The sequence below is a fragment of the Streptomyces sp. NPDC051322 genome (assembly GCF_040689485.1).
Classification (GTDB): Bacteria; Actinomycetota; Actinomycetes; order Streptomycetales; family Streptomycetaceae; genus Streptomyces.
The window spans coordinates 34,034-45,883 of sequence record NZ_JBFBAK010000012.1 but is presented as its reverse complement, the minus strand read 5'-3'; the positions used below and the strand labels follow the sequence as shown (position 1 = coordinate 45,883).

10 protein-coding genes and 1 pseudogene are annotated in these 11,850 nt (G+C 70.3%); 8 read left to right on the top strand and 3 right to left on the bottom strand.

Going from position 1 to position 11,850, the window contains the following annotated elements; genetic code table 11:
* Window positions 1-73: 73 nt before the first annotated feature.
* The 3 genes from AB0436_RS26060 to AB0436_RS26050 all read left to right on the top strand — a co-directional run bounded on the left by AB0436_RS26060 (window position 74) and on the right by AB0436_RS26050 (window position 4,152).
* The gene (locus tag AB0436_RS26060) at window positions 74-1,435 is read left to right on the top strand and encodes an ABC transporter ATP-binding protein (protein ID WP_366470363.1); all 1,362 of its coding nucleotides are present in this window, start codon (window positions 74-76) and stop codon (window positions 1,433-1,435) included.
* Between the two features lie 221 nt (window positions 1,436-1,656).
* Complete coding sequence (locus AB0436_RS26055; protein WP_366470362.1) at window positions 1,657-3,051, top strand: aldehyde dehydrogenase family protein; 1,395 nt, start codon at window positions 1,657-1,659, stop codon at window positions 3,049-3,051.
* An 18-nt stretch (window positions 3,052-3,069) separates the two neighbouring features.
* Window positions 3,070-4,152 carry a Zn-dependent alcohol dehydrogenase gene (locus AB0436_RS26050; RefSeq protein ID WP_366470361.1) on the top strand — a complete coding sequence of 361 codons (1,083 nt, stop codon included), beginning with the start codon at window positions 3,070-3,072 and terminating at the stop codon, window positions 4,150-4,152.
* Here the strand turns inward: AB0436_RS26050 and AB0436_RS26045 are convergent.
* Complete coding sequence (locus AB0436_RS26045; RefSeq protein WP_366470360.1) at window positions 4,142-4,792, bottom strand: TetR/AcrR family transcriptional regulator C-terminal domain-containing protein; 651 nt, start codon at window positions 4,790-4,792, stop codon at window positions 4,142-4,144. The two genes, AB0436_RS26050 and AB0436_RS26045, sit on opposite strands and share 11 nt — an antisense overlap.
* Before the next feature lie 68 nt (window positions 4,793-4,860).
* Between AB0436_RS26045 and AB0436_RS26040 the strand changes: the two genes are divergently transcribed.
* The 3 genes and pseudogenes from AB0436_RS26040 to AB0436_RS26030 all read left to right on the top strand — a co-directional run bounded on the left by AB0436_RS26040 (window position 4,861) and on the right by AB0436_RS26030 (window position 7,102).
* Entirely contained in the window at window positions 4,861-6,015 is a 1,155-nt protein-coding gene (locus AB0436_RS26040) for an acyl-CoA dehydrogenase family protein (protein WP_366470359.1), read from the top strand.
* A 94-nt stretch (window positions 6,016-6,109) separates the two neighbouring features.
* Window positions 6,110-6,398 (top strand): annotated as a pseudogene (locus tag AB0436_RS26035) (YiaA/YiaB family inner membrane protein).
* Window positions 6,399-6,457: 59 nt separating this feature from the next.
* A complete protein-coding gene (locus AB0436_RS26030) occupies window positions 6,458-7,102 on the top strand; it encodes a TetR/AcrR family transcriptional regulator (protein WP_366470358.1) in 645 nt (214 codons plus the stop codon).
* 9 nt (window positions 7,103-7,111) lie between these two features.
* Here the strand turns inward: AB0436_RS26030 and AB0436_RS26025 are convergent, their stop codons facing one another.
* Window positions 7,112-7,573 carry a MaoC family dehydratase gene (locus tag AB0436_RS26025; RefSeq protein WP_366470357.1) on the bottom strand — a complete coding sequence of 154 codons (462 nt, stop codon included), beginning with the start codon at window positions 7,571-7,573 and terminating at the stop codon, window positions 7,112-7,114.
* 101 nt (window positions 7,574-7,674) lie between these two features.
* Between AB0436_RS26025 and soxR the strand changes: the two genes are divergently transcribed.
* Entirely contained in the window at window positions 7,675-8,145 is a 471-nt protein-coding gene (gene soxR / locus AB0436_RS26020) for a redox-sensitive transcriptional activator SoxR (protein WP_366470356.1), read from the top strand.
* Window positions 8,146-8,187: 42 nt separating this feature from the next.
* Here the strand turns inward: soxR and AB0436_RS26015 are convergent, their stop codons facing one another.
* Window positions 8,188-8,799 carry a hypothetical protein gene (locus AB0436_RS26015; protein ID WP_366470355.1) on the bottom strand — a complete coding sequence of 204 codons (612 nt, stop codon included), beginning with the start codon at window positions 8,797-8,799 and terminating at the stop codon, window positions 8,188-8,190.
* A 241-nt stretch (window positions 8,800-9,040) separates the two neighbouring features.
* On the opposite strand from AB0436_RS26015, the gene AB0436_RS26010 reads away from it, so the two are divergent.
* Window positions 9,041-11,815 (top strand): penicillin acylase family protein, encoded by a 2,775-nt coding sequence (locus AB0436_RS26010; protein ID WP_366470354.1) that lies wholly within the window; start codon window positions 9,041-9,043, stop codon window positions 11,813-11,815.
* Window positions 11,816-11,850 lie beyond the last annotated feature (35 nt).

The following is an 11,850-nucleotide window of genomic DNA, read 5'->3' as shown; positions in this document are numbered from 1 at the left end:
CCCAGTCGTCTCTTCCGGTCACAACAGCTCTTCTGGTCGCAGCCGCCGCGCTCATCGCCCCGGACGGAAATCCATGTCTCGCGCCATCTCCCTGCACAACATTTCCAAGACGTACGATCGCGGCGTCCGCGCCGTCGACCGGGTGTCGATCGAGGTCGAGCCGGGTGAGTTCCTGGTGCTGCTCGGCCCGTCGGGGTGCGGAAAATCAACCGTCCTGCGCATGATCGCCGGTCTCGAGGACGTCACCGAGGGCGAGGTGCTCCTCGACGGGGCGTACGCCAACCACCTGCCGCCGGGGCAGCGCGGCATGGCCATGGTCTTCCAGAACTTCGCCCTCTATCCGAGCATGACCAGCCGCGACAACATCGGTTTCCCGCTGCGCTTCGAAGCCCCCGGCGAGGATTCGTCGGCCCGGGTCGAGGCCACCGCCCGGATGCTCGGCATCGAGGACGTCCTCGACCGTTACCCCGGCCAGCTCTCCGGCGGGGAGCGGCAGCGCGTCGCGATGGGCCGGGCGATCTCGCGGCGTCCTTCGGTGTTCCTGATGGACGAGCCGCTGTCGAACCTCGACGCCAAGCTCCGCAGTCATCTCCGGGCCGAAATAGCCCACCTCACCCGCGAGCTGGGAGTGACCACCGTCTACGTCACGCACGACCAGGCCGAGGCGATGTCGCTCGGCGACCGGGTCGCCGTGATGCGCGGAGGGGTGCTCCAGCAGATCAGCAAGCCCCGTGACGCGTACGGGCTGCCGGAGAACGTCTTCGTCGCCGCTTTCATCGGCACGCCGCGGATCAACCTGCTCCAGGCCGTGGTGCACGCGCCGCTGGAGGGCGCGATGTCGATCGATCTGGGCCGGCAGCGGCTGCGTCTTCCCGAACCGCTCAGCACCGACCACCAGCTGCTCCGCATCCAGCAGGGCAGGCAGCTGATCGTGGGTCTTCGCTCCGAGGCGGTGCGGATCGCCCCGCCCAGTCAGGCCCGCCCGGGTGAGGTGCCCATCAGTGGCCTCGTCGAGCACATGGAGTACCAGGGGCACGAGGCGCTGGTGCACCTCAACACCGGCTCGCAGCCCGCGGTCGTGCCCGAACTGGAGTCGCCCCGGCCGGGGACCGCCGCACGCCGCCGCAAGGGCGGTGCGCCGACCGGGGTGCTGAGCCGGCTGAAGGAGCGGGCCGCCCAGCACGTCTCGGGACCCGTGGTGGTCCTCGACGGGCCGGAGACCGAGCTGCCGCCCCGGCCGTCGTACAGCCCGGACCGTCCCTCCATCGGGGCGAGCGATCTGGTGGTCCGCACCAGCCCCGATCTGCGGGTGCGGACGGGCGCCCAGGTGCCGCTGCTGGTCGACCTCGCGCATCTCTATGTCTTCGACCACTACGGCCGCCGGATCTGCCCGGCGCCGCAGGACCTGCCCGGTCTCGACGAGGGGCCGCTCTGACGGTTTCCGGCCAGGCCGGCCCGGCGGACGGACCCGCCGGGCCCCAGGCATGCCCGGACTCCCGCCGCCTGCTTTCCTGAAGAACGACGTCCTCGCCACCCGGCGGGGCCCTGGCGCCGGAAAACTAACAGCGCTAGTTTGGGCAGCCGGGACAGAACAGCCGGGACAGCCGGACGACGACCGCACGGACAGCAGCGCAACGCAGGTTCTGGAGGAGAGCGATGAAGCCCCATGACGGCATGTACATCGACGGCGAGTGGCGGCCGGCCGCGGGACAGGAGACCATCGCGGTCCTGAATCCGGCCGACGAGCAGGTCATCGGCCACGTCCCGGCGGGCACGCCGGAGGACGTGGACCTGGCGGTACGGGCCGCCCGTGCGGCGTTCCCGGCCTGGGCCGCCACCGCACCCGCCGAGCGCGCGGCCCGGCTCGCGGCGCTGCGCGATGTGCTGGTGACCCGCAAGGACGAGATCGCCGAGACGGTGACCGCCGAACTCGGCTCCCCGCCGCAGTTCTCCCAGCTGGTGCACGCCGGGGTGCCCGCGCTGGTCGCGGGTTCCTACGCCGAGCTGGCCGCCACCTATGCCTTCGAGGAGAAGGTCGGCAACTCGACCGTCTTCTCCGAGCCGGTCGGGGTCGTCGGTGCGATCACGCCGTGGAACTACCCGCTGCACCAGATCGTCGCCAAGGTGGCCCCCGCGCTCGCCGCCGGGTGCACGGTGGTGCTGAAGCCCGCCGAGGACACCCCGCTGACCGCTCAGCTCTTCGCGGAGGCCACCCAGGAGGCCGGACTGCCCGCCGGGGTCTTCAACCTGGTCACCGGTATCGGTACGGTCGCGGGCCAGGCGCTGGCCGGTCATGACGGGGTCGACCTGGTCTCCTTCACCGGCTCCACCGCCGTCGGCCGGCAGATCGGCGCGGTGGCGGGGGCGGCCGTCAAGCGCGTCGCTCTCGAGCTGGGCGGCAAGTCCGCCAACGTGATCCTGCCGAGCGCCGATCTGGCCAAGGCGGTCAATGTCGGGGTCGCCAACGTGATGGGCAACTCGGGCCAGACCTGCAGCGCCTGGACCCGGATGCTGGTCCACCGCGACCAGTACGACGAGGCCGTGACGCTGGCGGCGGCCGCAGTGGCCAAGTATGTGCCGGGGGAGCGGGTGGGCCCGCTGGTCAACGCCAAGCAGCAGGCGCGCGTCCGCGGTTACATCGAGAAGGGCGTCGACGAGGGCGCCAGGCTCGTCGCAGGCGGCCCCGAAGCGCCGCTGGCGCGGGGCTATTTCGTCAGCCCGACCGTGTTCGCCGACGTCACCCCGGAGATGACCATCGCCCAGGAGGAGATCTTCGGCCCGGTCCTCTCGATCCTCCGCTACGAGGACGAGGACGACGCGCTGCGCATCGCCAACGGCACGGTGTACGGGCTCGCGGGCGCCGTATGGGCCGGTGACGAGGCGGAAGCGGTGGCCTTCGCCCGGCGGATGGACACCGGTCAGGTCGACATCAACGGCGGGCGGTTCAACCCGCGTGCGCCCTTCGGCGGTTACAAGCAGTCCGGCGTCGGCCGCGAGCTGGGCTCGCACGGCCTCGCCGAGTACCTCCAGACCAAGTCCCTCCAGTTCTGAGCCCGGGAGCACCGCACCATGGTCCGCGCCGCAATCCTGCCCGCCGTCGGCTCTCCGCTGGAGATCGCCGACATCGATCTGCCCGCACCCGGTCCCGGTCAGGTCAGAGTCCGCCTCACCGCCGCCGGAGTCTGCCACTCCGACCTCTCGCTCAGCAACGGCACCATGCGTGTCCCGGTGCCCGCCGTCCTCGGACATGAGGGCGCGGGCACCGTGGTCTCCGTCGGTGAGGGCGTCAGCCACGTCGCCCCCGGCGACGGAGTGGTCCTCAACTGGGCGCCCTCCTGCGGAGCGTGCCACGCCTGCACGCTGGGCGAGGTGTGGCTCTGCGCCAACGCGCTCTCCGGCGCCGGGGACGTCTACGCGCGGCGGGTCTCCGACGGGACGGAACTGCATCCGGGCCTGAACGTCGCCGCGTTCGCCGAGGAGACCGTCGTCGCCGCCAACTGTGTGCTGCCCGTCCCCGACGGTATCCCGCTCACCGACGCGGCCCTGCTCGGCTGCGCGGTCCTCACCGGGTACGGCGCGGTGCACCACGCCGCACGGGTCCGAGAGGGCGAGTCCGTCGCGGTATTCGGCGTCGGCGGGGTGGGCCTCGCCACCGTGCAGGCCGCTCGTATCGCCGGTGCGTCGACGATCATCGCGGTGGACGTCTCCCCGGCGAAGGAGGAACTGGCGCGCGCGGCCGGCGCCACCGCGTTCGTGGTGGCGTCCGAGAACACGGCTCGTGAGATCCGGTCCCTCACCGGCAAGCAGGGGGTCGACGTCGCTGTCGAGTGCGTGGGGCGGGCGGTGACCATCCGCACCGCGTGGGAATCGACCCGGCGGGGCGGCCGTACCACGGTGGTCGGTATCGGCGGCAAGGACCAGCAGGTCACCTTCAACGCCCTGGAGATCTTTCACTTCGGGCGCACGCTGGCCGGGTGCGTCTACGGCAACTCGAACCCGGCGGAGGACCTGCCGGTGCTGGCGGAGCACGTCCGGAGCGGGCGGCTCGATCTGGGGGCGCTGGTGACCGAGCGGATCGGCCTCGAGGGCATCCCGGCGGCGTTCGACAACATGATCGCGGGCAAGGGCGGGCGCGCGCTGGTCATCTTCTGAGCCGCCGCACCGCTTCGTACTGCAGGGCCAGCCCGTCCACCAGCGCACCGAGTCCCGTCTCGAAGGCGCCCTCGTCCACCTGCTGCTGCCGCTCGGCCAGCAGGTGGGCCTGGCCGAGGTGCGGATAGTCGGCCGGGTCGTAGGCCGTCTCGTCCTCGACGAAGCCGCGGGCGAAGGAACCGAGTGCCGAACCGGTGATGAAGTACCGCATCAGTGCTCCGATGTACGTCGCCTGCGCGGGCGGCCAGCCCGCCCGCACCATCCCGCCGAACACCGCATCGGCCACCCGCAGCCCTGCCGGGCGGCGGCCGGGGCCCTGGGCGAGCACCGGGACGATATTGGGGTGGTCGGTCAGCGCCGAGCGGTAGGAGACGGCCCAGTCGTGCAGCGCCGTGCGCCAGTCGCGGGCGTCGTCCTCGTCGAACATCGACAGGTCGATCTGGGCGGACACCGCGTCGGCGACCGCGTCCAGGATCTCGTCCTTGTTACGGAAGTGGTTGTAGAGCGACGGCCCGCTGACCCCCAGCTCCGCGGCGAGCCGCCGGGTGGACACCGCGGCGAGCCCTTCCGCGTCCACCAGGGCGCTCGCGGTCGTGACGATGCGCTCTCTGCTGAGGAGGGGCTTGCGTGGGCGGGCCATGGCGCACATAGTAGGGCCTGCCGACTAAAAACTAGCAGTGCTAATTAATCGTGACGTGAGGTGCCCGAATGAACCTGGAGCTGAGTGAGGAACAGGCGGCGGTGCGGCAGCTCGCCAAGGACTTCGTAGGCCGCGAAGTGACGCCGCATGTCGTCGAGTGGGACCGGGCGGAGAGCGTCGACCGCGGCATCGTCAGGAAACTCGGCGCGGTCGGATTCCTCGGACTGACGATCCCCGAGGAATACGGCGGCTCCGGCGGTGACCACCTCTCGTACTGCCTCGTCACCGAGGAACTCGGGCGCGGCGACTCATCGGTGCGCGGCATCGTCTCGGTGTCGCTCGGCCTGGTCGCCAAGACCGTCGCCCACTGGGGCGACGAGGAGCAGAAGCGGCGCTGGCTGCCCGGTCTGACCTCCGGGGACCTCATCGGCTGCTTCGGCCTCACCGAGCCGGGCACCGGCTCCGACGCGGGCAACCTCACCACCCGGGCCGTCCGCGAGGGCGGCGGGGACTACGTCATCAACGGCGCCAAGATGTTCATCACGAACGGCACGTGGGCCGATGTGGTGCTGGTCTTCGCCCGCTCGACGGACGCCCCCGGCCACAAGGGCGTGTCCGCCTTCCTGGTCCCCACCGACACGCCGGGTCTGAGCCGCCGGCCGATCCACGGGAAACTCGGACTGCGCGGCCAGGCGACCGCCGAGCTCACCTTCGAGGACGTCCGGGTCCCGGCCTCCGCGATGCTGGGCCGGGAGGGCAAGGGCTTCTCGGTCGCGATGTCCGCCCTGGCCAAGGGGCGGATGTCGGTGGCCGCCGGCTGCGTGGGCATCGCCCAGGCGGCGCTCGACAGCGCGCTCCGGTATGCCGGCGAGCGCGAGCAGTTCGGAAAGTCCATCGCGCAGCATCAGCTGATCCAGGAGCTGATCACCGATATTTCGGTGGATGTGGACGCCGCCAGGCTGCTGACCTGGCGGGTCGCCGATCTGATCGACCGCGGCGAGCCCTTCGTCACCGAGTCGTCCAAGGCGAAGCTCTTCGCATCCGAGGCCGCGGTGCGTGCCGCCAACAACGCGCTGCAGGTCTTCGGCGGCTACGGCTACATCGACGAGTACCCGGCGGGCAAGCTGCTCCGCGACGCCCGGGTGATGACGCTCTATGAAGGCACCAGCCAGATCCAGAAGCTCGTCATCGGCCGCGCGCTCACCGGGGTCTCCGCGTTCTGATGCCTCCGCGTTCTGGTGTCTACGCGTCCGATGAGTACCGGAGCTGAGTATCCGGACGGATGCGGGTCCGCCGCGGCCGTCCGATGCTCTCCTCATGAGTGACACACAGGTCAAGCAGCAGAACACCGCCGCGTACCACGGACAGGCCGTCGCGTCCTTCGCCGTCGCGCTGGCGGCCATGGCACTGGGCATCCTCAACCTGGACGTCGACGTCTGGGTGCGGGCGTTCCTCGGCCTCGGGCTCCTCTACCTCACCACCTCGGCGTTTCACCCTTGCCAAGGTCATCAGGGACCGCCAGGAGGCCGGGCAGATCGTGAACCGGGTCGACCAGGCCCGGCTGGAGAAGCTGCTCGCCGACCACGATCCCTTCCAGAAGATCTAAGCGCTTGCTCACCTTCGGGTATGGTGTGCGTCCTGCACCACGGGAGGAAGGGGCGAGCAATGAGCACGGCGGAGGAGACGGTCGGCGGCGAGGACATGCCGTGGGCCGAGGTCAGTCCCGAGGCTGCGAGGCGGTTGCTCGTCGCCGCGGTCGAGGCCTTCGCCGAACGCGGCTACCACGCGACGACGACCCGCGACATCGCGGGCCGCGCGGGGATGAGCCCGGCTGCGCTCTACATCCACTACAAGACCAAGGAAGAGCTGCTCCACCGGATCAGTCGGATCGGGCACGAGAAGGCGCTCGAGATCCTGGAAACGGCGGTCGACGGCCCCGGCGCCGCCGCAGACCGGCTCGCCGCCGCTGTGCGCTCCTTCGTCCGCTGGCACGCCGGGCACCACATGACGGCGCGGGTCGTCCAGTACGAGCTCGACGCGCTCGGCGACGAGCACCGCGCGGAGATCATCGAACTGCGCAGGCGGAGCGACGCGGCCGTCCGCGGCATCCTCCAGGACGGCGTCGATGCGGGGGAGTTCGACGTCCCGTACGTCCCCGGCACCGCGCTCGCCGTGCTGTCGCTCTGCATCGACGTGGCCCGCTGGTTCAACGTGGAGGGCCGCCGGACGCCCGACGAGGTCGGCGTGTTCTACGCCGACCTCGTCCTGCGCATGGTCTCCGCCCGCGCACCGCGGCCCGCCCAGCGATAGGGCCACGGATCAGAAGTAGTACCGGGAGACCGACTCGGCCACGCACACCGGCTTGTCGCCGCCGTCGCGCTCGATCGTGACGGCGGCGGTGACCTGGACGCCGCCGCCCGCCTCGGACACATCGGTGAGTACGCCGGTGGCCCGGAGCCGCGAGCCGACCGGCACCGTGGCGGGGAAACGCACCTTGTTCGTGCCGTAGTTGATGCCCATCTTGACGCCCTCGACCCGCAGGATCTGCGGAACCAGGACGGGCAGCAGGGACAGCGTGAGATAGCCGTGCGCGATCGTCGTGCCGAACGGCCCCGCCGCGGCTTTCTCCGGGTCGACATGGATCCACTGGTGGTCGCCGGTGGCTTCGGCGAAGAGATCGATCCGCTTCTGGTCGATCTCCAGCCAGTCGCTGTGCCCCAGCTGCTCGCCGACCCCGGCTCGCAGTCCTTCGGCGGATGTGAAGATCCTCGGCTCTGCCATGTTCGTGATCCTGCCTTCCCAAGGGGAGTGTCCAAGCGCTTGCTCAGCATTATCGGGGAGGGCCTCTGCTGTCAACGACCGTTGTCGGTAGGCTTCGCGGAGTGCCGCAGATTCCGGAAAAGATTCATGAACTCACCGTCGGCCAGCTGTCCGCGCGGAGCGGGGCCGCCGTCTCCGCCCTGCACTTCTACGAGTCGAAAGGCCTGATCAGCAGCCGCCGGACCAGCGGCAACCAGCGGCGCTACAGCCGTGACGCGCTGCGCCGGGTCGCTTTCGTACGCGCGGCGCAACGCGTGGGTATCCCGCTCGCCACGATCAGGACCGCCCTGACCGAACTGCCCGAGGAGCGCACGCCCACCCGCGAGGACTGGGCGCGGCTCTCCGCCGCCTGGCGATCGGAGCTCGACCAGCGCATCAGTCAGCTCGGCCGGCTCCGCGACCACCTGACCGACTGCATCGGCTGCGGCTGCCTGTCATTGGAGACCTGCGTGCTCTCCAACCCGGACGATGTCTTCGGCGAACGGATCTCCGGCTCCAGGCTGCTCCCCGAGCGCCGCGAACCCCCGGCCTGAGCCGTCCCGGCCTGAGCCGTCCCCGATCTGAGCCGGGGACGGCTAGGCGACCGAGGCGAGCGCGGTGTGCCGCTCCTTCCTGGCTCCGGTCAGTGCGGCCGGGGTGAGCACCGGCTGCGGCACCAGAATGCCGCACCGGGTGCACACCGGACCCGACCACTCCTCGTGGGCGGCCTCGGCGCGCCAGCCGATCGAACGCTCCGCGCACACCGGGCAGCAGGCGGCGGGATCCGCCCGAAGGGCGGAAATCAGCCGCCGCAGAACCTCGGCCAGCGGCCACGAGGGATGTACGGCGGGGTCGGCGCACCAGACCACTCCGCACCCGCCCCAGGTGCGCCGGTGCCAGTCGTCGAAGGGGCCGGGGCGGCGCAGGCCCGCGTGCTTCTCGCGCTTGCGGCGCTCCGCGAACTCGGCCTCGTAGGCCAGCCAGACGGTCCGCGCCTCCTCCAGTTCGTCGAGCGCGGCAACCAGCCGCGCCGGATCGGGCGCCCGGTCCTCGGGCCCGATGTGGTGCCTGGCACACAGATGGTCCCAGGTCGCCCTGTGTCCGTAAGGCGCAAACCTCTCCAGACACTTGCGCAGCGAATACCGCCGCAGCGCAAGATCGTGATGAGGGTCGCGCACCTCTCTCGCGAGGCTCCGAAAACCGGCCATCGCACTGCCACCTCCGTCGCTGGTGCTTCGGCGTCATGGGATGGACGTACGGCTACCCGATTCGGCTCCATCGAATTTCGGATGGGAGCCATCACTCATGCGCTGTTGCGGTTTCGCCGGCGGCGCCGGACCGGCATCCCGGTCGCCGTGTGGCGATTCGGAAAAGGTGACGCATGTTCACCTTACTGACGAGTCACCTCGCCAGTAACGTCCGGGCATCGGCCTCCCCACAGGAGCATTCATGCGACGACGCACCGGAAAGCTCAGAACTGCCACAGCCGTAGCGGTGTTCGCGCTCGGCACGGGCCTGCTGGCTCCGCTGCCGCAGGCGACCGCCGCCGACCCGGACCCCACCGACTACTGCCACAGTCAGTGCGACGACATTCTGCCGCCCGGCGAGAACGGCAACGCCACCCTCGCCGACATCCTCGCCAACCGGGTGCTGGGTACCCGCCCCGCGCACAGCGCCGACCAGCTCGGACCGTACGACGCACTGCCTGCCGGGGCCTCGTCCCTCACCGACTCCACGCTCAACAGCTTCTTCAACGACGCCTCGTTCGGCGTCCCCGCGGACCAGGTGGCCTCGGTCACCAAGCCGCGCGACGACGTCAGCATCACCCGCGACAAGAAGACCGGCGTCCCCCACATCAAGGGCACCACCCGCTACGGAACCGAGTTCGGCGCCGGCTACGCGGCCGGTCAGGACCGGCTCTGGCTGATGGACCTCTTCCGGCACATCGGCCGCGGCGAGCTCACCTCCTTCGCCGGCGGAGCTCTCGCCAACCAGGGCCTGGAGCAGGAATTCTGGCCGCAGGCCCCGTACACCGAGCAGGACCTCCAGGACCAGGCCGACAAGATCGCCGCAAGCAGCGCCCGCGGCAAGCAGGCCATGGACGACGCCCAGGCCTATGTCGACGGCATCAACGCCTACCGGCAGAAGTCCAAGGACGGCCGGTACTTCCCCGGCGAGTACGTGCTCACCGGCAAGATCAACGCGATCACCAACGCGGGTGAGATAGAACCGTTCAAGATCACCGACATGATCGCCCTCGCCTCGGTCGTCGGCGCGCTCTTCGGCGGTGGCGGAGGCGGCGAGGTGCAGGCCGCGCTGTCGCTGCTGTCCGCCCAGCAGAAGTACGGCGTCACCGAGGGCAGCAAGGTCTGGGAGTCCTTCCGGGAGCGCAACGACCCCGAGGCGACGCTGACCATCCATGACGGCACCAGCTTCCCGTACGCGGGCAAACCGGCGAACCCGAAGGGCGCCGCCCTGCCCGATCCCGGCTCGGTCAAAGCCGAACCGCTCGTGTACGACAGGACCGGCGGCGCCAAGACCGACGCCAGGACCCCCGTCGACGCCCCGAAGAGTCTCAAGCCGCTGCAGGGCATCTACGACAACGGCGTGCTGCCCGCCAACCTCTTCAGCAGCAAGAAGGGCATGTCCAACGCCCTGGTGGTCTCCGGCAAGCACACCGCGAGCGGACATCCGGTCGCCGTGTTCGGGCCGCAGACCGGCTATTTCCTGCCGCAGTTGTTGATGCTTCAGGAACTCCAGGGCCCCGGCATCAGCGCCCGCGGCGTCTCCTTCGCCGGCGTCGGGATGTACATCCAGCTCGGCCGCGGCCAGGACTACGCCTGGAGCGCGACATCGGCCGGCCAGGACATCACCGACACCTACGCCGTGCAGCTCTGCCAGGACGACACCCACTATCTCTACCGCGGCGTCTGCACCCCGATGGAGAAGATGGAACGGACCAACTCCTGGAAGCCCACGGTCGCCGACTCCACGGCGGCCGGCTCCTACCGGATGCAGGTCTACCGCACCCACTACGGGATCGTCACGCACCGGGCGACCGTCGACGGCAAGCCCGTCGCGTACACCTCGCTGCGCAGCACCTACGGGCACGAGGCGGACTCCATCGTCGGCTTCCAGATGCTCAACGACCCGTCGTACGTGACGGACGCGAAGACCTTCCAGCAGGCGGCCTCGCACATCGGCTACACCTTCAACTGGTTCTACGCCGACTCCCGGCAGGCCGCGTACTTCAACAGCGGAATGAACCCGGTGCGCGCCCCCGGAGTGGACGCCTCGCTGCCGGTCAAGGCCGAACGGGCCTACGAGTGGCAGGGCTTCGACCCCGTCACCCACACCACCGACCTGACACCGGACGCCGAACACCCGCAGTCGGTCGGCCAGGACTACTACGTCTCCTGGAACAACAAGCAGGCCAAGGACTATTCGTCGGCCGGCTTCGGCAACGGCTCGGTGCACCGCGTCGACCTGCTCGGTGACCGGGTGGCGAAGCTGGTGGCCAAGGGCGGCGTCACCCGCGCCGCGCTCACCCGCGCCATGGCCGAGGCCGCGGTCACCGACCTGCGGGGCGAGGACGTGCTGCCCGAACTGCTCGACGTCGTACGGAGTAAGCCGGTCACCGACCCGGAGCAGGCGAAGGCCGTCGAGCAGCTGGAAGCCTGGGTCACCGACGGCGCCCAGCGCAAGGAGAACGCCCAGAGTTCGCACGTCTACAGCCATCCGGACGCGGTGCGGATCATGGACGCCTGGTGGCCTCTGCTGGTGGAGGCCGAGTTCGAACCGGGCCTGGGTGACGGTCTCTACTCCGCGCTGACCGCCGACCTCACCATCGACGAGTCCCCGTCGGCGGGCCACGGACCGACCGGTGCGCACGCCGGATCCGCCTTCCAGTACGGCTGGTGGAGCTATGTCGACAAGGACATCCGTACGGTCCTGGGCCGCCCGGTGCAGGGCAAGCTGGGCCGGACTTACTGCGGAGGCGGCGACCTGAGCGCCTGCCGTGACGTCCTGCTCACCACGCTCGGCCAGGCAGCGGCCAGGACGCCGGCGCAGGTCTACCCCGGCGACGCCGGCTGCGCCGCCGGTGACCAGTGGTGCTCCGACTCGATCATCCAGCGCCCGCTGGGCGGCCTGCAGTTCTGGCCGATCCAGTGGCAGAACCGGCCGACCTACCAGCAGGTCGTCGAGTTCCCCGCACACCGCTGAAGCGGCTGCGGGCCGGCCCGGAAGCCGCCGGTCCG

Coding starts and splice junctions, on each gene's coding strand:
- AB0436_RS26015 (WP_366470355.1), bottom strand. CDS start 8,799: ATGGCCGGTTTTCGGAGCCTCGCGAGAGAGGTGCGCGACCCTCATCAC.
- AB0436_RS26045 (WP_366470360.1), bottom strand. CDS start 4,792: ATGGCCCGCCCACGCAAGCCCCTCCTCAGCAGAGAGCGCATCGTCACG.
- AB0436_RS26030 (WP_366470358.1), top strand. CDS start 6,458: ATGAGCACGGCGGAGGAGACGGTCGGCGGCGAGGACATGCCGTGGGCC.
- AB0436_RS26025 (WP_366470357.1), bottom strand. CDS start 7,573: ATGGCAGAGCCGAGGATCTTCACATCCGCCGAAGGACTGCGAGCCGGG.
- AB0436_RS26055 (WP_366470362.1), top strand. CDS start 1,657: ATGAAGCCCCATGACGGCATGTACATCGACGGCGAGTGGCGGCCGGCC.
- AB0436_RS26040 (WP_366470359.1), top strand. CDS start 4,861: ATGAACCTGGAGCTGAGTGAGGAACAGGCGGCGGTGCGGCAGCTCGCC.
- AB0436_RS26050 (WP_366470361.1), top strand. CDS start 3,070: ATGGTCCGCGCCGCAATCCTGCCCGCCGTCGGCTCTCCGCTGGAGATC.
- AB0436_RS26010 (WP_366470354.1), top strand. CDS start 9,041: ATGCGACGACGCACCGGAAAGCTCAGAACTGCCACAGCCGTAGCGGTG.
- AB0436_RS26060 (WP_366470363.1), top strand. CDS start 74: ATGTCTCGCGCCATCTCCCTGCACAACATTTCCAAGACGTACGATCGC.